Consider the following 21,741-nt stretch of genomic DNA (forward strand, 5'->3'; position numbering starts at 1 on the left):
GTACATTAATTTTTGCTTTCTATTCCGGCCAGCTTCTGTTTGGCTTCGGCAATGATGGTTTCGTTGGTCGAGTTCTCGATAATGGAGTTCAGTACCGCTTTGGCTTGGGCGAATTCCTCTAACGCAATGTTATTATCCGCCACCAGAATGAACGCCTTACCTTTCCAGTACTCAAGTTCGCTGAACTGCTCGTTGAACTTAAGCAGCGTAGCAACGGATTCCTTGTATTTCTTTTGGCGGAACAGGATGTCGCCGAGGTTGTACTGGGCTTCAGCACCGTTTACGTCTTTCGCCAAAGCGATTGTACGTTCAAACTCCGTCTGAGCGGTTTTATAATCCCCTTTGCTGAAGGCCACCTTACCGAGCATAAGCTGCGCCCGGTTTTGAGCGCCCGGTACTACGTTGCCCGTTGCGACGATATCGCGTGCAATTGTGGCCGCTGAATCAAGTTTGGGGTAAATAAAATATGTATCCATCAGGCCGAGTTGTGCAGTTACCTGTTCGGCTTTACCATTAGCACGGTTCAGAATGATCTGGTAATTCCGAATGGCACGCGGATAGTTCTTCTGTTTCGCTTCCAGATCGGCAGCGCGGGTGGCCGCCCGTACCAGAAAGTCGGAGCGGTTGTCGGCGATAACCTGGTTGTAATACCGCAGCGCATTCGCCGGATCGTTGGTTTGCCGGTACGATTCCCCCAAATAGAAACGTGCTTCGTTGGTGTTCGGGCTCGATGGATACTCCTGCAGAAACGAAAGCAGCGATTGAATGGCCTGCTGGTAGTTCTCGTTGAAGTAGATGTTCTTGGCGTTCTCGAACTGTACCCGCTCTACTTCCGTGCTGCCCGGATTACTTTTCTTATACTGACCCAGCACCTGCGAAAATTCTTCGGGTCGACCAGCATCGTTTAAGGTGTTCTGAATTCCCAGCAAGGCACTTTGCGCCTGTTCTGAATCGCCGTAATTGTCCAGAATTCGTTTGTAGTCGGCAACGGCCGGATCGTACTGTTGCAGGTTGCCATACGCGATAGCCCGCTTCAACAGGGCTGCCGGGACAAGCGCACTGTTGGGTTTTTCCTGAATCAGCCGGGAGAAACCACGAATGGCTGCCTGATAGGACCCCTTTTCGAAATCGACATTGGCGGCCTGGAGCAATGATTCATCGACAAAGCGCGAGTTTGGGTATTGCCGTTGAACCTGATCGAACTGCGCTTTGGCTTCGGCATCACGACCGACGTAGCTCAGAATTACGGCTTTTTGGTACGACGCATAATCTTTATCCGGCGAGTTCTGAACGATTGCCTGTTCATAATAGCGCATCGCATTTTCGTATTGCTTGCCGGCAAAATACGTATCGGCCAGGCGTATCGTCGCATCCAGAACCTGAGCCCGGTCACCCGCGCTGGCTCCGCGATTAACGAAGTCGCGGAAGTACGTTAGGGCGCGACTGTAGTCTTTCTTGTTGTAGTACGCATAGCCAAGGGCGTATAAGCTCCGGGTTGCATACTCACCACTTCCCTTCGCTACGCTGGTGTACAATGGAATCGCCGTATCGTATTGTTTACCCGCCGAATAGGCTTCCGCTTTCCAGAACTGAGCGGCTTGCTGTAACTCGTTGTCAACCGGGTAACGTAACGACTTGTCGAGGTTGGCGACCGCCTGGGGATAGCGCTCCGAGTTGAAATCGTTAACCCCCTGATTATACGTCAGTCGCTGATACGTAGCGTTAATTTTGGGCGTACGCCGTTTCAAGCCTTCAATGTAAGCGATAGCGGCCGGATAGTTGTTCGAGGCAAAATACGCTTCACCGACCAGCTCATTCGCTTCGTTCTCGAACTTACTGTCGGGATACTGTTTCAGGAAAGCAGTTAGCTCCTTTACCGCGTCGGCCCCGTTGTTCTGATCGAGTTGAAGCTTGCCGTGGTTAAAGCGGGCTTCTTCCTGAATTGCTTTGTTGAACGATAAACGCCCGGCCTGATCGAAGGCATTCAGTGCGTACGACGGATTTTGCGTCTGTAGATAGCTAACGCCAAGCGTATAAGCCGCGTACTGGGCCGTTGTGTCTTTGCCTGCGGCCAGGGGTTTCAACTGTGTGATCGCATCCTGGTATTGACCGGTGCGAAACAGCGACTGACCGTATCGGAACCGGATTGCTCCCGGCGCTTTGGCTCCGGCCCCATTCAGGTACTGCTTGTAGTAAGGAATCGCTCGGGCAAACTGGTTCTGCTGATAGAACACCTCAGCCGTAAATAAAGCGACCTCGTTCAATCCCGCTCCGTTGTTTCGACGTAACAACGGAGCGGTATACGTAAGAAGATCGTCAAAGCGACGCTGCCGGTACAAGGCCTGGGCAATCCAGTTCGGAACCTGATTCTGATACGTTGGATTGTTCTCTACGCGCCGAAAATCGGCAACGGCATCATTGAAGTTTTGATTGCGGAAGTTGATGACACCCGCGTAATACGATGCGGCTGGAGCGTCCGGCGAATTAGGATCTAATTTAACCTCGTTTAACAGCGGCAGCGCACGCTGCAGGTCCTGCGTATTGAAATAGGCAATGGCCAACTGGTATTTGTAGGCGGTTTGCTGGGTGCTGCTACCTCCTTGTGCCACGGCTTTCTCAAGGAAGTCGATAGCTTTGGTATAATCCTGACGGGTGTAATAATACGTGCCCAAATCGCCGTACAACTGCCCGGCTTTTGGGTGTTGGCTATGATTTTTAACGAAGCGGTCGACCAGCAGTTCGGCACCGGGCTCGTCGATATACAGGCTCGTCAGCGCTATATAATACTCCGCATCAACGGCGTTTTGATCGTTTGTGTTGAGCAGCGTGTTCGAGCCACCGCCCCGGCGCGGTTCGAGGTACTGACGAAATTCATACCGGGCCGCTGCATAGTTGTTTTTTTCGAACAGCTCAAGGCCATTCCGGTAGTGGTAATCCGGTTCCGAATAACTCTGGGTGCGCTGAGCGAGCGTAGTTAGCGTAGTAAGCAGCCCAAAGGTCACTACCAACAGCAACCGATGAGAACGCATACGGATTGGCTGGAACTGACCTGGTTGGGGTTGAGGATGGGGCATAAACGAAATCAACGGTTGTGAATACTTGGAATGCGTCGTAGTTTCGCCGACAAATTGGCAAATTTCAACTCAAATCTGGACAAAAAACGAAGGTATTCCCGTTTCCGTATGAAAAAAAACGCCTGGCTATTTTATTTACTTACTGTCTGGACACTTTTCGCTCCTCAACAAACGCATGCTAAATCAGTATCAATCAATGACGAAACGCCAGTAGCCCCGGCCCCGGCTGTAACGTACAGACTATCAATGCCCGAGCCGCAGACCCATTATTTTGAGGTGGAGATGCAGCTCACCAATACCGCAGCGGCAACAAACGCGAGAAAAAACGGGTATGTCGATATCAAGATGCCGGTGTGGACACCGGGCTCGTACCTGATTCGGGAGTACGCTAAAAACGTCGAAGGGTTTACGGCGTTTTCGGGCCGCGACGCGGCATCGGGCAAACCGGTGCGTAGCGAGAAAATTCGGAAGAACACCTGGCGCGTCTATTCAGGCGAGGACAACCTGACGATCCGGTACCGGGTTTACGCGAATGAATTGACCGTGCGCACCAGCTACGTGGATATTGACCATGGCTACGTAACGCCCGCCAGCATGTTCATGTACCACGATGCGCTGAAGAATCAGCCGTTACGTGTGGTTGTTCAGCCGTATAAAGACTGGAAAACCGTAACAACGTCGTTGAAGTCTGTTTCTGGTGAGGCTAACACCTTCGAAGCGCCGGATTATGACCTGCTGGTTGACTCACCCTTTGAGATCGGTAATCAGCGTATATTCACCTTTACGGCTTCCAATATTCCGCACCGGGTGGCTATGTTTGGTGAAGTTGACTACAACGAGCAGCGCCTGGCGGCTGATTACAAGCGGGTTTGCGAGGAGGCTGCTACGGTAGTGGGTGAGCATCCCTGCCAGGATTACACGTTCATTGTACACCACATTCCGCAGGGTGGGGGGGGGCTGGAGCACCTGAACTCGACTACGCTAGAAACCACCCGCTATGCCTACGCTACAGAATCCAATTATAAAGGCTTTTTCACGCTGGTGGCGCACGAATACTTCCACCTCTGGAATGTAAAACGGATTCGTCCAATCGCGTTAGGGCCGTTCGATTACGAAAACGAGAATTACACGCATATGCTTTGGTTATCGGAAGGGTGTACGTCGTTTTATGAAGATTACATCCTTCGTCGGGCCGGGTTTCATACGCCGGAAGCTTACCTGAATATCGTTGCGAACGACATTAATGGTATCGAGAACCAGCCGGGTAGCCGCGTACAGTCGGCTTCGGAGTCGAGTTTCGACGCATGGATCAAGGGGTACCGACCAAACGAAAACTCCGCGAACAGCACCATTTCGTACTACAGCAAAGGCAGCGTACTGGGCACCTTGCTTAACCTGGCTATTCTGGCGGGCAGCAACGGCGAACGGAGCATGGACGACCTGATGCGGTTGCTGTACAACGAGTATTATAAAAAGCAGAAGCGCGGATTTACCGATGAAGAGTTTCGTCGGGCGGCCGAACAGATTGCCGGGCGTAATCTCGACGATTTTTTCAACGTAGCGGTAAACAGTACCAATCCCATTGACTACAATGCTTATTTCGCACCGGTTGGCTTAAAACTTACCAATGTAGCCGCCAGAGTGCAGGATGGATTTCTGGGCGTGGGAACAAGCGTGCAAAACGGGAAAGCCGTAATAACAAGTGTTCGGCGTAGTTCAGCGGCTTACACGGATGGATTGAACGTCGGTGATGAAGTGATTTCGGTGGATGGTGTCCGCGTTGGGGATGATCTCCTGCGGTTTGTCGGCGGGCGTCGCGTGGGCGACAAGCTTACCATACTGGTCAACCGGGCGGGGCTGCTGCGCGAGATTCCGGTCACGCTCACCCAAAATCCATTGGTTAGTTACCGCCTGGAGCCGGTGTCGAGCCCGACACCAGCGCAACGGACATTGTACAATAAATGGTTGTACATCAAGTAAAACGAAACGGGCCCGGCGATTTACCGGGCCCGTTTCGTTTTACGAGTTTACTCAGCTAGAGAAAACTGTTACTTATGCTTCGCCAACGAGCATAAGCGCCCCAACCGTTACGTTGCTGGTCTCGTCGATCAGAATGGCACCACCGGTAGCACGATTTTGCTGATACGTATCAAAGCTGATCGGCTGAGCAGTACGTAATACAACTTTAGCCAGATCGTTCAGTTTAAGATTGTCGACGCCTTCGGTTTCTTCGTAGGTATTGACGTTCAACTGATAAGCGATCTCACGTACTGAACAGCGTGTGCGGGCCGTACCAACCTGAAGAACGTACTTATTGCCGACTCTAAATTCTTTCGTGTCCATCCAGCAAAGCATCGCTTCGACGGTCTGACTGACGATGGGTTGACTATCCGTGCGAACGATGAGGTCACCCCGGCTGATATCTACGTCGTTAGCGAGGTGCAATACGACCGACATGGGCGCAAAGGCCTCCTCGTAATGTGTTTCGGCGATCTCAATGGCGTCGATGACTGACGACTCACCCGATGGAAGAATAGTGATTGAGTCGCCTTTACGAAAGTGGCCGCTGGTGATCTTACCGGCATAACCCCGATAGTCGTGCAACTCAGCCGTTTGCGGGCGAATAACGTACTGAACCGGGAAGCGCCCCTGATCTGTATTTACTTCGTCATTGATCTCAATCGTTTCGAGGTGCTCCAGCAACGCTGGTCCTTCATACCAGGGCATAGCGCTCGATTTGTCGACAACGTTATCACCGTTCAGCGCACTTAGCGGAATGTACGTGACTTCGTTGACGTTCAGCTTTTTGGCCAGTTCTGCGTATTGAATGCAAATGTTAGAGAACACATCCTGCGAGTAGTCTGCCAAATCCATTTTGTTGACGGCGACCACGATATGCGGAATCCCCAGCAGTGAGGCTATCAGCGAATGCCGACGGGTTTGTTCGACCACACCATGCCGTGCATCTACGAGCACAATGGCTAACTGGCAGTTCGACGCGCCCGTTACCATGTTCCGGGTATACTGAATATGGCCCGGCGCATCGACGATAATGAACTTACGCCTGGGCGTCTGGAAATAGCGATACGCTACGTCAATGGTAATGCCTTGTTCACGCTCAGAACGCAGCCCGTCGGTCAGTAAAGCGAGGTCAATTTCGCCGTCATCGCGGCTTTTACTAGCCCGTTCGATGGCTTCCAGCTGATCAGCCAGAATAGATTTAGAATCGTACAGTAATCGCCCGATTAGCGTGCTCTTGCCGTCGTCAACGGAACCGGCGGTTATAAATCGAAGAAGATCCATTTACAAAATACTAGAAAAGTTGATATGCCGATAGAAGCTACTTTCTTTCGACACGCTGTAATCTGTTAACTCGAATACGCCCGCAGCTATGCCATCACGGACTAACTGTTCTACATGATTTTTCAGATTGGGTAGACTGCTCGTTATCGTGTCAAAAACTATAAGTTTATCGATGCCGACGTAATCATGAGCAATTAGGTTACGAAAGCCTTTAATCATTGGCCAGGGAATTAGCAGAGCCATTTCCTTTGTTGATTCGCTGATTCGGTTTACCTGCTCGCCAATATGTAGTAGCTGTAACAAACAAGCATTGAAGTCCTTTTGATCATTTGCTTCAAAGAAGACAAACGGGTCGTCAAAGCCGTCAGCATACAGACTAATTTTTCCGATTGCTTCCAGTATGCGCAAACAATACACCAAATCCGTTTTAGCCGCGGGTTGCATAACGAACGTCTGCTAAAGCGCGGTGTAAAATTATGGGTTCGGCGTACGCTCGGAGCATCACATCAACTGGTAACTCCAAATCTTTTTGTAAGACATTACGTAATAGGATCAATTGACGATATGGTATAATGTCGTCAATCAGTAGATCAATGTCCCGGTAGGCTTCACCCCGTACAAATGACCCAAACACACCAATGCGGGATAAGCCGAACTGGTCAAAGATCTGCTTATTACGTAGGTAAGCTTCTAATGATTGGAAATCAGTAACGGGCATTCGCTTACTTGATTAAGAACAACATCAAAAATACCCGCCTTTTTTGCGGTCTTCCATGGCGGCTTCGGAAAGCTGATCGTCCATGCGGGTTTCGCCCCGTTCGGAAATGCGGGTAGCCTGTATCTCGTCGATAACGGCATCTAACGTATCGGCCTGCGATTCGGAGGCTGCCGTGCAGGAAATATCACCCACGGTACGGAAACGAACCCGGCGGGTTACAATCTGATCATCGGGTTCGGGTTTGATGACCCCACCGGCCGTTGCCATCAGTTTGCCGTCACGTACAATCAACTCGCGTTCGTGGGCAAAATAGATGCTCGGCAGGTCTATTTTCTCGCGCCGGATATAATTCCAGACGTCGAGTTCGGTCCAGTTTGAGATCGGGAACACACGAACATTTTCCCCTTTATGAATCCGACCATTATATAGATTCCACAATTCAGGACGTTGGCGTTTCGGGTCCCAGGAGCCAAATTCGTCACGTACGGAGAAGACGCGCTCTTTCGCTCGTGCTTTCTCTTCGTCGCGACGGGCACCACCGATGCAGGCATCAAACTCAAACTCTTCGATTGCGTCGAGCAAGGTGAACGTCTGTAGGCCGTTACGGGTAGCGTTACGTCCGGTGGGTTCTTTCAGCTTCTTCTCCCGAATGGTATCCTCTACGTAGCGAACAATGAGTTTCTCGCCAATTCGGTTGGCCAGATCATCGCGGAAGTCGAGAGCCTCCTGAAAGTTGTGCCCTGTATCAATGTGAACCAGCGGAAAAGGAAACTTACCGGGACGGAACGCTTTCAGCGCCAGATGCACAAGAGTAATGGAATCTTTGCCACCCGAGAAAAGCAGCGCAGGGCGCTCAAACTGCCCGGCCACTTCCCGCATGATGTGGATGGCTTCGGATTCGAGCTGATCTAAATAATCCAGTTTCATAAGTTAAAGAGTGAATGAGTGAATGAGCGAGAGACCGGGCCGCCGGAGCGGTGAATACGCGTTTACTGAACTCTCTCAGCGTTTCTCTCTTTTCTTTACGGTTTAAATACCTCTTCGTGCGTATGCAGACCGCATTCCTTTTTCGAGTTGTCTTCCCACCACCAGCGGCCGGCACGGAAATCTTCGCCTTCCTGAATAGCGCGGGTACAGGGCTGGCAGCCAATGCTGACAAAGCCCCGATCGTGGAGGGGGTTGTACGGTACGTGATGATCTTTGATGTATTGCTTGACTTCGTCGAAGGACCAGCTCAGTAGAGGATGGAACTTGAACAGGTTGTGCGAGTCGTCCCACTCAAGCTGGGTCATGGTTTGCCGATTAGTTGACTGTTCGGCACGGATACCCGTGATCCAGACCTTCTGTCCGGCTAACGCCCGGTTGAGCGGCTCTACCTTACGAATAAAGCAGCATTCTTTCCGGTTCTCTACCGACTCATACATGCTGTAGGGGCCTTTACCCGTCATCAGGCTTTCGATCATTTCCTGTTTCGGAAAATACGTTTCGATCTTGGAAGCGTAACGGTCGTTCGTTTTCTTCCAGACGGAATAGGTCTCCGAAAACATGCGGCCCGTATCCAGCGTGAAAATTTTGATCGGAATGTCGTTCGCCAGAATGAGGTCCGTGATGACCTGATCTTCGTACCCTAAACTGGTTGAAAAGACAACCTCACCAGGGAAGAGTTCGGCCAATGTCCGCAAGGCGTCTACGTTGCTCTTGCCACGTAGTTGCTCCGTCAGCGACGCGAGGGTGGGAGTTGGTTCGGCAATCATAGTTGGTGTCAGGCTTACTGCCTGTCTGTTTTCAAAATATAGCTACTTCAAGGCCACGGGTCGACCGCTTCTGGCTGACTGACGGGCAGCATCCAGGATTTCCATGACGATCATATTGTTCTCTAAGGACGTCAATTCGTCGGATTTAGTTTCACCGTGCAGCAATTGGGCCAGATACGCAAACGGGTCAGTAGCAGGCGCATCCGCCTTGGCAGCTTCGGTGGGTCGTTCTGCTTTGTCGTCTTTAAATCTGGTCCGCATTCGCGTTCCGTCGAGCGTAAAGACGTAACCAGTCTGACCATATACTTCCATATCTTTCCGGGCAAACGGCCAGTTCCAGGATGCCTGAATAATGGTTTGCGTTTTCGGATACGTCAGGATAATCGTGGCTTCGTCGTCTACCTTGGGGTAAATATCGGGTTTGATCTGCTGCGTAACGGCGAATACCGATGTCGGCCGCTGGTTGTGCATGAGCCAGGTCGACAGGTTAGCGCCGTAGCAGCCAAAGTCGAACAAAGCGCCTGCGCCGTTCGCAACTGGATCAGTCAGCCAATCCAGAAACTCACTCGTTACGCCGATTTCTTTCGGACCCTGATGGCCATCGTGCACAACGATCTTGCGCAAATCGCCGATAACCTTGTCGGTGTTGGCGAGCGCATAGGCCTTGTGATTACTGCCGTACCAGGTCGTTTCGTAATTGGTGAGCAGCTGAATCTTATGCTTCTGGGCCAGCGCCTGCATTTGCTTCGCGTGATCCAGACTGACCGCCAACGGTTTCTCGACCATGATGTGGATGCCCAACGGAGCGCAGATTTTTACCGTTTGCAAGTGATCGACAATCCGGCCAAAGTCAGTAACGGCTTCGGGCTTGGTCTTTTCGAGCATTTCGGCGATACTCGGATAGACCAGACTTATGGAAAACCCGTACTGCTTCGCGTACCGTTCGGCCAGTTGCCGGTTCGGTTCAGCAATGCCAACAATCTCTATGTCGGTCTGATTCTGCTGCCGATACGCTTTTGAGAAAATGCCATGAACATGCGTATGTACCAAACCGACTACCCCAATCCGAAGGGGTTTTTTAGACGTTTGAGCCGAGGTGACGTAGCTTACGAGAGCCATTGCTAGCAGAAGAGTAATACGCATGATCAACAATCGGTTAGAGTTTCTGACTAACTCATTAATGGACGTTTTCTTTGACGGCCTCCGCCGACTTTTCAACGGCCTGAGTGAAGTCTTCTATTAAATCATCAATGGCCTCTAAACCTACTGATATCCGGATCAGACCTGGCGTAATTCCCAGGGCCGCTTTCTCTTCGGGCTTCAGTTTGGCGTGCGTGGTCGTATTCGGATTCGTAACAATCGTCCGGGAATCGCCCAGGTTCGAGGAGAGCGTTGGGATTTGCAGGGCGTCAAAAAATGCTTTCACCCGGTCAAATCCTCCGGCTAGTTCGATTGTGACAATCGCACCCCCGGCACTCATCTGCCGCCTGGCCAACTCATACTGTGGGTGAGAAGGTAAGAACGGATACAAAACCCGGTCAACGTCGCTAAGTGCTTCCAGTGCTTCGGCTAACTGTAAGGCATTCCGGCAGTGACGCTCCATGCGCAGGTCTAAGGTTTCCAGGCTTTTAGACAAAACCCAGGCGTTGAAGGGCGATAGCGAGGGGCCCGTATGCCGGGCAAAGAACCGGATCGGCTGAATCAGATCGGCGCGTCCGACCACAACACCCCCTAAAACACGGCCCTGACCGTCCATGAATTTCGTAGCCGAATGCACCGAAAGGTCAGCGCCATAGTCGATCGGAGTTTGTAGGATTGGGGTAGCAAAGCAGTTGTCGACGTTCAGAATGAAGCCATACTTCGCTTTTAGCCGGGCCAGCATCTCCAGATCAACTAGTTCCAGACCAGGATTCGAAGGTGTTTCCAGATAGACCATGCGTGCGGACGGCCGGTCCGCCGATGCGGTTCCGGGATTCGGCTGTATAGCGGCTTCCCATTCGGCTTCGGTCGCCGTGGCATCAACGTAGGTATGGGTGATGCCCCACTTGCTTAGAATCTGGGTAATGATCTGATGGGCTGACCCAAACAGAGCACGGCAGGCTACCAGATGATCGCCCGATTTTAACAAACCCGCCATGCTGACAAACACAGCGGCCATACCGGTTCCGGTAGCGATACCTTCTTCCGCGTTTTCGAGCATGCAGACCTTCTCGACGAACTCCGTTACGTTGGGATTCGAGAAGCGCGAATAAATATTACCCGCTTCGGTTTCTTCAAATAACGCTTTGCCTTGTTCAGCACTTTCGAACGCGAAACTGGAAGTTATGTATAGTGGAACCGAGTGCTCCCGATTTTGCGACTTCGCTGTCTGTGTACGAATCGCTTTGGTTTGTTTTTTCATCACTTATTTGTGTTGAAAGTCATTAGGTCATTACGTTGCCATTCCTTGCATAACCTTACGACTAAATGACAAAGAATAAATACAAAATGACGTAGAGTAAATGACTAGAAGAACATAATAATTTTCCGCAAACTTACGAGGATAACGACGATCCCGACGAGGACCATCATGGTTTTAACGGGCAAACGTTGCGATAACATGGCTGCGATCGGAGCCGCAATCATACCGCCCAGAATCAACCCAAGAATAACCATACCGTAGTTGCCGAGTCCAGCGTACAGAGCGAATACTACAGAAGACGCAAACGATACAAAGAACTCAGCCAGGTTTACCGAGCCAATCGTGTAACGCGGATGCCGACCTGCAGCAATCAGGGTTGAGTTAACGATAGGACCCCAGCCACCTCCGCCAATGGCGTCGACAAAGCCGCCGAACCAGGCTAACAGACCGATGCGCTTCACCGGCTTTTTCTTAATCCGTTTGGTAAGGGCTTTCTGGATGATCAGAATACCGAGAATGGCCGTATACACCGAAATAGCCGGTGACAGGTAATCGGCGACGACTTCCAGGTCGGCTAGTTTCGTGATTAGAAACGCACCTAATGCAGCGCCAATAACGCCCGGAATCAAGACGGCTTTGAACAGGCGGCTGTTGATGTTGCCGAACTTCAGGTGCATATAGCCCGAAACGCCACTCGTAAAGATTTCGGAACTGTGCACGCTGGCCGTAGCGAATACCGGACTGATGCCTACGCTGGTCAGGAACGTAGTGGCGGTAACCCCATACGCCATGCCCAGGGCACCGTCGATCATCTGGGCAACGAAGCCGGCCATCAGGAAGTAAAAAATATCGGGTGTCAGGTCAATCGCTCCGGCAATTAAGGTCAGCCTGTCGAAAGTGAAGTAGCTGAAGAGCAGATGACCAACAATCATCAGCGACAAAGCCGAAAAGACGTAGATGGCAATCTCCGTTCGATTACGTCGACGCAGCAGCGGATTAGGGGCCGAGTTTGGCGTACTGATTTTGGCATTCGGAAACGCAGCACGCAAGGCATCAGCCTGCTCTGAAGCGAGGTCGGGCTCGCCCTGGATGCTAATTTTCAGGCCGTTTAGATTGATAGCGGGTGCTGTGAAAATTGCAGAATCACCCGTCGCATCTAAATCGGTTTCCTCCTGATTATTCATAATGCTTGTACTCTATAGATTAAATAGATTAATTCTTTTATGAAAAACGGCACAGTTAAGTGCCGCGTTGTTAGATGAAGTAGTTGCTGCAAAGGTAAGGAATTAAGAAACCAACTCACAAACACTGGATCAAACTACTGCCCTCACTCTTTGTATTTCCACATTTAATTGTCAAACTCGGTTCTGATGGCGTTACGTGCTAATCAACACCGCTGATGATTAACGATCAGATTACACCTTTCGCTGGAAGCAAAACCCCCGTTATTCGGGTTTCATTCAGAAGAACCTGATTCAAGTATGGTTTTGAACCGCAACGCATCCTGCTTCATCGAGATGTTATTGAAGAAAACGTAAGCAGGCTGGTTCTCCGGCAACAACTCGGCTAGCTCCGCCAGTTCCTGATTCTCGTACTGGTAGCGCCAGCCCTGCCGACCGTGCAAACGGAAGTAGCAGTGATCTGGGGTTACCGTTGATGTCGTAAAGGGATCAACAACATGCCAAAGCTGCAGGTCCTGACACAGCTCGTCAATAACCGCTGGGCTCCAGTCACCGCGGGGTTCCCAGCACAAGGTTAGGCCAGTCCGCTCGATGCCGGAGAAAAATTGAATCAGATTGGTAATGTGCTCAGGCGTCTGGGTGAAACTGGCCGGGCACTGAAACAGGATCGTTTTGGCTTCCAGCGCCTGAGCGCAGGCTCGGGTAAGCTGCCAGGCATGATCTACGATCGCTGTAGGTCTGAAAAAGCCAGCCTCGGCATTATCCTGTTCGGAGAGTCGCGTTTTTAGTCGTTTGTAGGTTGGGCTTTTGGCCTGGTGCGTGATGAGTTGCCAGGCTTTGATGACAAATTCAAAGTTGGCAGGCATCTGTGCCCGCCATCGCTCCAGAGTGGTCAGACCAGGCGGTTGATAAAACGTTTGTTGTACCTCGACGCAGGCGAAGTGCTGGGCGTAGTTAGCTTTAGAGCCATTAAATCCGCAGGTGCCAACCCTGATGTTGCTGCTGACCATGATGAGTTGATTTTCCGAGTTGACAGCTTAAGCGTCTATACTCGCAAGCGACCGGGTTATGTAAACTACCTGTAAGTCCGCAGAAAGCGCCTGCCATGTCTGAATAAGCGCTTTTTGGATTCAGGGGTCTGACATTACTCTTTTCGACTCCCCAAAAGCGGCCGAACTAAGTCCTGATGCGTTTGAGGGCGGACGTAAGCAATAGGCTATTCTCCAGCCATTGGATCAGCCTTACCGTCAGGGTCACCCTGAACAAAGCCGTGGGTCGGAAGTTTATTTCCGCGGATGAGCAGCAAACCCGCTACGTGCGGTGTCGCCATCGATGTACCGCTCAGAATGGCGTATTTACCGTCTTTAAACGTAGAGGTAATGCGAACGCCATACGCGCACACATCAACGCTGCTGCCGTAGTTCGAAAACGACGCAAATTTGTTCGTACGGTCCATCGCTGATACGGTAAACACGTTCTGGTGGTTGACCCGGGCGGGCGAGTACTCATCGGCGTTCTTGCCCTCGTTCCCCGACGCGATCGCAAACAAAATACCGGCATTAGCCGCTTGCGTGATGGCTCGGTCGAGGGTGGCTGAGGTGCCTTCACCACCTAAACTCATGTTGACGACATCGCCCGCTTTGCCATTCCTGAACACGTAATTAACGGCCTGTATAATGCCCGACAGGCGCCCTTCGCCTTCATCGTCCAGCACTTTCAGGGCGACTAACCGGGCTCCCGACGCAACACCCGTAATGCCGATTGTATTGTTTTTAGCTCCAATAATGCCTGCTACGTGGGTGCCGTGCCCATTTTCATCATCAGCCGACGTTTGGCCGCTCACAAACGATTTACTACGCTGCGTATCGATGTTCAGATCCGGGTGGTCGAGGTCAATACCTGTATCGATAATCCAGACTGTCTTATCGGTTTGTAAATCGCCCCGGCCGTAGCCCGTTTGTTGAACATTCCACGTAATGGTTGAAGAAACCGTCACATCAACGCAGTTGCAGATCGACATGATACGATCCGGCTCGACCAGATCAACGGCCGGATCTTGCCGGAGCTGCTTAGACTCTTCGTCGGTCAGTTGGACCAGAAAGCTTGTCTGCTCACCAGATGCTAATAGAGTTACCTGCTTATTGACGATATGGTAACGCGTTAAGAGCTGATCAACGGCTGTTTGGGCAGCGCTAGACCGTGCGTTTGGGGCTGTCGGTAACGTCTGGGTGGGTTGATACGTAACGATATAGGAACCGGCTATAGTCTGACCATTACTGGCCGATGCGTTAACCAAACAATCGGGCGAAATGCTGGCCGGTTGCGCATCCCGATCAGATTGACAACTCAACAGACCCAAGCCCGCAAGCGCGAGATGAGTCAGTGACGCAAGCGTGAAAAAACGGCGCATGAGAACGTACAAAAACAGGGGGAGATAAGTAAATAAAGTAGCGTACAGCTCAATTCATGCGCAACTGGTAATCAGTGGGTTGTTGTAAAGAAATAACGTAAATGAATGAAATATGGTGTCCTGGTCACACTACTTTTTAGCGCCGTTTTTCAGCGATATAAACTCGACGCGCCCGGCTCCCGGCAACCTTGTTTCAGCCATAGGTCGACCGTACTGTTTATGAAAATCCGCTACCTGACTGGCTGTCAGCAGGTCGGTATACAGATTAATGCCAGCGAAGTTGTTTTTCGCAAGAAACTTGTTCAGAAATCGCCAGTCCTGGTCGGTAAATACGCGGCCGGGTGCCAGGAGTCGTGGCCAGCCATCGCGCAGAAACGGCTGAATCTGGTCGGGGTGGAGCCGACCGAAATACTGACCAACCACGTGCTTATCGTGAAAGCGCCGATACGTAAACACGGAATTCTGTTGCTCATAGTAGGGGCATAGACCTTCCTGCGCGCCAACGCCATCGGCTCCTACGGTACAAAACGGCCAGTCGAGCACGGCGACACCAGGCTGCTGCTTAACTGTAGCGCAGTAGTTCATAAGGCTTCCCGACGCGACATTAACCGGTAGACTGATACGTAAACGAAAGGCGTGCGTCCATTCAGACAACATCAAAAGACCGAGTAAGCAAGCCGCCGTCCACCCGGTTCGGGTCGCTGACCAGCGAATCGGTAACGCCAGCAAACAGAACAGGACCGGATAAATCAGACTGGCGCGACCACCGTGCCGATTGAAGCTGAACCAGGGAAATAATTTAAGCGTTGGCAGCGCCGTTGGGTGATACAACAAACACAGCACCAGCGTAAGCACAATGGGCAACCACAGGGTGATACGTTGGCGCGTTTGCCACAGTCCGATACCTGCCAGAATGGTCAGATACAAGCCAGGACTACCTTGCCCGTAACTCTCATACATATCGTGTAGCCAGCGTTGGTAGTCGGGCACCGCAAAGGTGTCGACAGCAGGTAAGTAGGGTATAAAAAGCCGCAGGGGGTGCGACCAGGCACGCAATTCGGGCACTGCATCGAAATCAAACTGCCAGGCCGTAAAGGCGATCTGTAGGGTTAACGGCAGGTACAAGTATAGACTCAAGACCAGCAACGAGCTTAACCCCCAGATCACATAAGGCTGTTTGCGGTATTCCGACTTCAAATACGTTTGAATGTCCTTCCAGGACAACGACGCCGATCTCGTTAGACTAAACAGCAATACCGGTATTGTAATCGTTGTAAAGGTTAGCGCAAAACCCGCTACGTAGGCCAGCTCCTGACTGAGCACCTGTACGTGCAGCCACATCCATAAAAGCACATAAGCGAGCGAGACCGGTTGCCTTTGTGTTACGTCGAACAACAGTCGGTACGTGGCAATTATGCACAGCGTTGTCCAGTGCGCTGTGCAAACGTTCATGTGGACCGGAAATTTGTAGGTGGCGTAGAAATTAAATACCGATACAATTAAGCCGGTGAGAAACGACTTCGCCGTACCAAAGCGAGGTTGCAGCAACAGTAACGAGCCGACTGCCGTAACGACCAGGCTGAAGACGTAATAGAATTGAAGGTAGGGGCCAGCCCTGTTGAACAGCCCGTAACAGGCGGCATACCAGTAATCCCGTTCAAAGCCCCAGTCCAGAAAAACCTGATTCGTGCCGTACGGAAAAAACGTCTGGTTGTTAATCAGGTTTAAATGCGGGACTGGAAAAAACGATAGGTTTTTACCAAAAAAATAACCCACGTACTCATATACATCCGTATCCTTGCCATCAGAAAGTGGGTGTCGAAAATCGCCGATAAACCAACTGCTCAGTACGGCTGATAAAATGCATAACCCAATAACCCACAGCCAGTTACTTCGAAAAGTCGTAGACGGCGAGGCTGGAGCAGCAGTGACAAAATCAGGACGATGGGTTTGCTTCATTGGGGAACGCTCAAGCGCGGGTAAGCAAAAGTCTTGGTAAACGGCTATTTTTGCAACCTGTGAAAAAACGGATCTCCAGATCCGTTGGGCCGTCAGGCCCGTTCACTGAATTAATCTAAAGACAAAAAACGAATCTGGAGGTTCGTTTCTACCGCTTCGGCGACCCGACTGAATATGGCCGACTACAACCATCGCGAAACCGAACAGAAATGGCAACGGTTTTGGGACGAAAACCAGACCTATCGCACCGAGAATCAATCCGAAAAGCCGAAATACTACGTCCTCGATATGTTTCCGTATCCGTCGGGAGCGGGCTTGCATGTTGGGCACCCGCTGGGTTACATCGCGTCGGATATCGTTGCGCGTTACAAGCGGTTAAAGGGCTACAACGTACTGCATCCGATGGGTTTTGACTCGTTTGGGCTGCCCGCCGAACAGTACGCCATTCAGACGGGGCAGCACCCGGCCGTTACAACCGAACAGAACCTGACCCGCTACATCGAGCAGCTGAAAAACATCGGCTTTAGCTACGACTGGAGCCGGGAGGTCCGTACGTCCGATCCCTCGTACTACAAATGGACGCAGTGGATTTTCATGGAGCTATTCCGCTCGTGGTACAACAAAGACACCGATCGTGCCGAACCCATCGAAACGCTGCTGAACAAATTCGCCACCAACGGTACGACGGATGTCAACGCCGTGTGCGACGAAGACCGTGACGGTGGCCCGGCTCCTCAATTTACGGCTGCTGAGTGGAACGCCATGTCGAAGCAGGAGTCGTACGAGATTACGTTAAAATATCGGCTGACCTTCCTGGCCGATGCGGTCGTAAACTGGTGTCCGGCGTTAGGAACTGTACTGGCTAACGACGAGGTGAAAGATGGCGTATCGGAGCGGGGCGGGTACCCAGTTGAGCAGAAAAAGATGCGCCAGTGGATGATGCGCATCACGGCCTACGCCGATCGGTTGCTGACGGGTTTAGATACGATTGACTGGACCGAATCGATTAAAGAACAGCAACGCAACTGGATTGGTAAATCGGTAGGCGCGTCGGTCAAGTTTCCGTTAGCGACCAACGAAAACCAGTTTATTGAAGTGTTCACGACGCGGGTAGATACTATTTATGGCGTTACGTTTATGGTGCTGGCCCCGGAACACGAACTGGTCAGTCAACTGACTACGCCCGAGCAACGCGCGGCAGTGGAAGCGTATGTAAACGCGGCCAAACTTCGTTCGGAGCGCGACCGTATGGCCGAAACGAAGGTCGTTTCTGGCGTTTTTACGGGTAGCTATTGTGTGAATCCGTTCAGTGGTGAGCCGGTACCGATCTGGTTAGCTGATTACGTATTAGCGGGTTACGGCACGGGTGCGGTCATGGCTGTTCCTTCGGGTGATCAGCGTGATTGGACGTTCGCTACGTATTTTAATCTGCCGATTGTTCCGATTCTGGATACCCAGAAAGATATTGATAAGCAAGCCGACAACACCAAAGAAGGCCATTACATTAACTCCGGTATCATCAACGGCATGACCTACCAGGAAGCAACGGCTACGTTGATCGCCTGGCTGGAAGAGCGCGGACTAGGTAAGGGGAAAATAAACTACCGGATGCGTGATGCAGTATTCAGCCGCCAGCGCTACTGGGGCGAGCCTGTACCGGTCTATTTCAAAGACAGCGGCAACGGCCGGGCGCTTCCTTATCTGATTGACGAAAAAGACCTGCCGCTGGCGTTGCCTGTGGTCGATAAATACCTACCGACTGAGACCGGAGAGCCACCCCTGGGCCGCGCCGAAGGCTGGAAATACCAGGATGAGTACGACTACGAACTGAGCACTATGCCCGGCTGGGCGGGCTCGTCGTGGTACTGGTACCGCTACATGGATCCGCAGAATACCGGTGAATTTGCGTCGAAGGCGGCCATTAACTACTGGCAGAACGTCGACCTGTACATTGGCGGAACGGAACACGCTACGGGGCACCTGTTATACAGCCGTTTCTGGAACAAGTTCCTGAAAGACCGGGGTTACGTGCCGCAGGAAGAACCGTTCAAAAAGCTCATCAACCAGGGCATGATTCAGGGTCGGTCGAATTTTGTGTATCGCGTGAAAGGGACAGGCGTTGAAGGGACAGCTCCTAAGTTTGTTTCATTGAATCAACTCAATGGCCAAGAGGTAACGCCTTTACATGTCGATGTCAACATCGTCGAAAATGACGTACTGGACATTGACGCGTTTAAGAAAGCACGGCCTGATTTGACAGAAAACGCCGAATTTATTCTGGAACCAGATGGTCGTTACATCGTTGGAGCTGAGGTCGAGAAGATGTCGAAGTCGAAGTTCAACGTAGTAAATCCTGACATGATCGTTGAACGCTACGGGGCCGACGTACTGCGTTTATACGAGATGTTTCTGGGGCCGTTGGAGCAGGCCAAACCCTGGAATACAAACGGCATCGACGGCGTATACCGCTTTATTCGCAAGTTCTGGCGATTGTTTTATAAAGACAATGCGGATGGGGCAAGCCATTGGATAGTTACCGACGAGCAGCCAACGCCGGCTGAGCTGAAGGTGTTGCACCGGGCTATTCAGAAAGCCGAGAGCGACATTGAAGCGTATTCGTTCAATACGTCGGTTTCGGCATTCATGGTATGCGTCAATGAACTGACAACGTTGAATTGTCATAAACGGGCTGTTTTGGAGGATCTGGTTTTGATCATGTCGCCATACGCACCACATGTCACGGAAGAACTCTGGGCTGCGTTGGGCAATGAGCCGGGAACCGTTTCAAAAGCGTCATTCCCCAAATTCAATCCAGCTTACCTGGTTGAAGATGCGTTCGAATATCCAATTCAGATCAACGGTAAGGTACGTACCACCATCAGCTTTGCTATCGATCGCGCACCCGCGGAGATCGAAAAAGAAGTCCTGGCCGATGAGGTTGTTCAGAAGTGGCTGGAAGGTAAAGCGCCTAAAAAGGTCGTCGTCGTACCTAAGCGGATCGTGAACGTAGTCGTTTAAGCTGATGAAAATCAGGTAAGTTTGGCGAATAAACGAAAAGACAATGTATACCGCTGTAAATGGAATTTACGACAACGGTCAATTAACGCTGACTGAGCGCCACCAACTAACCGTCGGACAAAAGTTGTGGTATTGTCTCTTGATGAATCCGTATCTGATTCGAAGAAAGGCGTGCGTTTAGGGAGCCTGGAAGGGTATGTACAGCATACCGGATGATTTTAATGCTCCTTTAGGCGATTTGAAGGAGTATATGTGATGGAGCATGCCTATTTGGTTGATACACAAATTGCAATCTGGAGTGTGATCAATCCGATGAAGATTATCCCATCGGTTTCAATTGTTCGTTAACAGAAAAACGTATTATTTCTTAAACCAGTAAGGCCACATCGCGCGATGTGGCCTTACTGGTTTTGGGATTGGGAGCGATCCCCTGGCTACACTTCGGCGACTGCCTCCTGATTGGCTAGGGCTGTGCGAACCTGCGCGGCAATCTCGATCGAATGGACTCGCGCGTTATGGTCGTAGATGGGAGCGGTTAGAATCAGTTCATCGGCTTGCGTTTGGGCAATGAGGCTGGCCAATTGGCGCTGCACCGTTTTGGGTGACCCCACGGCTGAACAACCTAGAACCTGTCCGATCCCCGCTAATTCATAGTCCGGCCAAACGGCGGTTAAGTCATCGACGGGAGACTGCATCTGTACGGACTTACCGCGTCGGATATGCAGAAACTGCTGTTGCACAGAGGTAAACAAACGCTCGGCTTCCTGATCCGTATCAGCGGCTACTACGTTAACCGCCACCATAGCATAGGGTTCGGCTAACTGGGCTGATGGCTTGAATCGGGTACGGTAAATTTGCAGGGCCCGCATCAATTCGCCCGGCGCAAAATGGGACGCAAACGCATACGGTAACCCCAGCATAGCTGCCAATTGGGCACCATACAGACTGGATCCCAAGATCCAGATCGGAACATTTAATCCTTCGCCGGGAACGGCATGCACAAACTGATTTGTATCGTCGGGCTGGAAATAGTGCTGTAACTCCACAACATCGTGCGGAAACGTATCATGTACGTTCGCATCCCGTCGTAGGGCGTGAGATGTCGCCTGGTCTGAACCAGGAGCGCGGCCTACACCTAAGTCAATACGACCCGGATAAAGGGATTCCAACGTACCAAACTGTTCGGCAATCACCAGGGGTGCGTGATTCGGCAGCATAATCCCGCCAGAGCCTACCCGAATGGTTTTCGTGCCTCCCGCCACGTAGCCAATAACGACCGACGTAGCAGCACTGGCAATGCCCGGCATATTGTGATGTTCGGCGAGCCAATATCGATTATATCCCCACTGCTCGGCATGTTGGGCAAGGTCCAGGGAGTTCCGTAGGGCCTGCGAAGCTGAGCTTCCCGCCACAATGGGAGAGAGGTCTAAAATTGAAAAGGGAATCATCTGTTTAAACGGTTTTTGCATCTGAGCGCTTCAGAGATGCGTTTGAACGAAAGTCGCAATGGGAAACGAATAACTGAATCATAGCGAAGCCGCTATCTGCTGGGCCAAGGCGCGAATGGCCGCTTCATTGCGTTTATAATAGGTCCATTGGCCAAGGCGGGTCGCGTCAACCAAACCGGCGCGTTGCAGAATAGACAAATGCGTCGATGCTGTTGAAGGCGATAATCCCGCCTTTTTTTGAATTGCGCCGACGCAAATGCCAACGTCATGGACATGCTGTTTTTCCAGGGCCGAAAAATGAAGGTCCGGGTCTTTCAACCATTCTAAAATCTTCAGCCGGACATCGTTGGATAAAGCTTTGAAAACGTCGCGCATCGGGTTTGTTAATCGTCATTTCGTAAAATAACGAAATGCTTATGGCTTTCGTTCTGAATCGATGGCTACTCAATAAAACGAGTTTCCATCCATAAGAAAT

16 protein-coding genes are annotated in these 21,741 nt (G+C 51.3%); 2 read left to right on the forward strand and 14 right to left on the reverse strand.

The annotated features are described in order from the left end of the window. Positions 1-5: 5 nt before the first annotated feature. A complete protein-coding gene (locus ACYVBJ_RS09405) occupies positions 6-3,029 on the reverse strand; it encodes a tetratricopeptide repeat protein (RefSeq protein WP_460982030.1) in 3,024 nt (1,007 codons plus the stop codon). Positions 3,030-3,182: 153 nt separating this feature from the next. On the opposite strand from ACYVBJ_RS09405, the gene ACYVBJ_RS09410 reads away from it, so the two are divergent. After that, positions 3,183-5,054 carry a M61 family metallopeptidase gene (locus ACYVBJ_RS09410; RefSeq protein WP_460982031.1) on the forward strand — a complete coding sequence of 624 codons (1,872 nt, stop codon included), beginning with the start codon at positions 3,183-3,185 and terminating at the stop codon, positions 5,052-5,054. A 72-nt stretch (positions 5,055-5,126) separates the two neighbouring features. Here the strand turns inward: ACYVBJ_RS09410 and ACYVBJ_RS09415 are convergent, their stop codons facing one another. The 11 genes from ACYVBJ_RS09415 to ACYVBJ_RS09465 form a co-directional block, all read right to left on the reverse strand. Next, a complete protein-coding gene (locus ACYVBJ_RS09415) occupies positions 5,127-6,377 on the reverse strand; it encodes a sulfate adenylyltransferase subunit 1 (RefSeq protein ID WP_460982032.1) in 1,251 nt (416 codons plus the stop codon). Continuing rightward, the gene (locus ACYVBJ_RS09420) at positions 6,378-6,821 is read right to left on the reverse strand and encodes a HepT-like ribonuclease domain-containing protein (protein WP_460982033.1); all 444 of its coding nucleotides are present in this window, start codon (positions 6,819-6,821) and stop codon (positions 6,378-6,380) included. It abuts the gene before it with no gap. Beyond that, positions 6,805-7,095, reverse strand: a complete 291-nt coding sequence (locus tag ACYVBJ_RS09425; RefSeq protein WP_460982034.1) for a nucleotidyltransferase domain-containing protein — start codon at positions 7,093-7,095, stop codon at positions 6,805-6,807. Before ACYVBJ_RS09425 ends, ACYVBJ_RS09420 begins: the two co-directional genes overlap by 17 nt. Positions 7,096-7,119: 24 nt before the next feature. Beyond that, positions 7,120-8,022: a sulfate adenylyltransferase subunit CysD gene (gene cysD, locus ACYVBJ_RS09430; protein ID WP_460982035.1), complete on the reverse strand. Its 903-nt coding sequence runs from the start codon at positions 8,020-8,022 to the stop codon at positions 7,120-7,122. A 95-nt stretch (positions 8,023-8,117) separates the two neighbouring features. Beyond that, a complete protein-coding gene (locus ACYVBJ_RS09435) occupies positions 8,118-8,849 on the reverse strand; it encodes a phosphoadenylyl-sulfate reductase (RefSeq protein WP_460982036.1) in 732 nt (243 codons plus the stop codon). Between the two features lie 42 nt (positions 8,850-8,891). Further along, a complete protein-coding gene (locus tag ACYVBJ_RS09440; RefSeq protein ID WP_460982037.1) occupies positions 8,892-9,992 on the reverse strand; it encodes a Gfo/Idh/MocA family protein in 1,101 nt (366 codons plus the stop codon). 34 nt (positions 9,993-10,026) lie between these two features. Beyond that, the gene (locus tag ACYVBJ_RS09445) at positions 10,027-11,250 is read right to left on the reverse strand and encodes a trans-sulfuration enzyme family protein (RefSeq protein WP_460982038.1); all 1,224 of its coding nucleotides are present in this window, start codon (positions 11,248-11,250) and stop codon (positions 10,027-10,029) included. Positions 11,251-11,354: 104 nt separating this feature from the next. Further along, complete coding sequence (locus tag ACYVBJ_RS09450) at positions 11,355-12,434, reverse strand: sulfite exporter TauE/SafE family protein (RefSeq protein ID WP_460982039.1); 1,080 nt, start codon at positions 12,432-12,434, stop codon at positions 11,355-11,357. A gap of 272 nt (positions 12,435-12,706) precedes the next feature. Then, positions 12,707-13,441, reverse strand: coding sequence for a DUF72 domain-containing protein (locus ACYVBJ_RS09455; protein WP_460982040.1), 735 nt, complete (start codon positions 13,439-13,441; stop codon positions 12,707-12,709). 206 nt (positions 13,442-13,647) lie between these two features. Further along, positions 13,648-14,841 carry a S8 family peptidase gene (locus ACYVBJ_RS09460; RefSeq protein WP_460982041.1) on the reverse strand — a complete coding sequence of 398 codons (1,194 nt, stop codon included), beginning with the start codon at positions 14,839-14,841 and terminating at the stop codon, positions 13,648-13,650. Between the two features lie 129 nt (positions 14,842-14,970). Continuing rightward, positions 14,971-16,800 (reverse strand): hypothetical protein, encoded by a 1,830-nt coding sequence (locus ACYVBJ_RS09465; protein WP_460982042.1) that lies wholly within the window; start codon positions 16,798-16,800, stop codon positions 14,971-14,973. Positions 16,801-16,974: 174 nt separating this feature from the next. On the opposite strand from ACYVBJ_RS09465, the gene leuS reads away from it, so the two are divergent. After that, on the forward strand, positions 16,975-19,818 hold the full coding sequence (gene leuS / locus ACYVBJ_RS09470) for a leucine--tRNA ligase (protein WP_460982043.1): 2,844 nt from the start codon (positions 16,975-16,977) through the stop codon (positions 19,816-19,818). A 434-nt stretch (positions 19,819-20,252) separates the two neighbouring features. Here the strand turns inward: leuS and ACYVBJ_RS09475 are convergent, their stop codons facing one another. Then, entirely contained in the window at positions 20,253-21,266 is a 1,014-nt protein-coding gene (locus ACYVBJ_RS09475; RefSeq protein ID WP_460982044.1) for an LLM class flavin-dependent oxidoreductase, read from the reverse strand. A 78-nt stretch (positions 21,267-21,344) separates the two neighbouring features. Next, positions 21,345-21,641: an ArsR/SmtB family transcription factor gene (locus ACYVBJ_RS09480; protein ID WP_460982045.1), complete on the reverse strand. Its 297-nt coding sequence runs from the start codon at positions 21,639-21,641 to the stop codon at positions 21,345-21,347. Positions 21,642-21,741 lie beyond the last annotated feature (100 nt).

This window comes from Spirosoma fluminis (assembly GCF_054778895.1).

Bases quoted from the DNA above. Each gene is read 5' to 3' on its own strand.
- ACYVBJ_RS09445 (WP_460982038.1), bottom strand. From the start codon at position 11,250: ATGAAAAAACAAACCAAAGCGATTCGTACACAGACAGCGAAGTCGCAA.
- ACYVBJ_RS09455 (WP_460982040.1), bottom strand. From the start codon at position 13,441: ATGGTCAGCAGCAACATCAGGGTTGGCACCTGCGGATTTAATGGCTCT.
- ACYVBJ_RS09425 (WP_460982034.1), bottom strand. From the start codon at position 7,095: ATGCCCGTTACTGATTTCCAATCATTAGAAGCTTACCTACGTAATAAG.
- ACYVBJ_RS09475 (WP_460982044.1), bottom strand. From the start codon at position 21,266: ATGATTCCCTTTTCAATTTTAGACCTCTCTCCCATTGTGGCGGGAAGC.
- ACYVBJ_RS09460 (WP_460982041.1), bottom strand. From the start codon at position 14,841: ATGCGCCGTTTTTTCACGCTTGCGTCACTGACTCATCTCGCGCTTGCG.
- ACYVBJ_RS09410 (WP_460982031.1), top strand. From the start codon at position 3,183: ATGAAAAAAAACGCCTGGCTATTTTATTTACTTACTGTCTGGACACTT.
- ACYVBJ_RS09480 (WP_460982045.1), bottom strand. From the start codon at position 21,641: ATGCGCGACGTTTTCAAAGCTTTATCCAACGATGTCCGGCTGAAGATT.
- ACYVBJ_RS09405 (WP_460982030.1), bottom strand. From the start codon at position 3,029: ATGCGTTCTCATCGGTTGCTGTTGGTAGTGACCTTTGGGCTGCTTACT.
- ACYVBJ_RS09420 (WP_460982033.1), bottom strand. From the start codon at position 6,821: ATGCAACCCGCGGCTAAAACGGATTTGGTGTATTGTTTGCGCATACTG.
- ACYVBJ_RS09450 (WP_460982039.1), bottom strand. From the start codon at position 12,434: ATGAATAATCAGGAGGAAACCGATTTAGATGCGACGGGTGATTCTGCA.
- ACYVBJ_RS09435 (WP_460982036.1), bottom strand. From the start codon at position 8,849: ATGATTGCCGAACCAACTCCCACCCTCGCGTCGCTGACGGAGCAACTA.
- leuS (WP_460982043.1), top strand. From the start codon at position 16,975: ATGGCCGACTACAACCATCGCGAAACCGAACAGAAATGGCAACGGTTT.
- ACYVBJ_RS09415 (WP_460982032.1), bottom strand. From the start codon at position 6,377: ATGGATCTTCTTCGATTTATAACCGCCGGTTCCGTTGACGACGGCAAG.
- cysD (WP_460982035.1), bottom strand. From the start codon at position 8,022: ATGAAACTGGATTATTTAGATCAGCTCGAATCCGAAGCCATCCACATC.
- ACYVBJ_RS09440 (WP_460982037.1), bottom strand. From the start codon at position 9,992: ATGCGTATTACTCTTCTGCTAGCAATGGCTCTCGTAAGCTACGTCACC.
- ACYVBJ_RS09465 (WP_460982042.1), bottom strand. From the start codon at position 16,800: ATGAAGCAAACCCATCGTCCTGATTTTGTCACTGCTGCTCCAGCCTCG.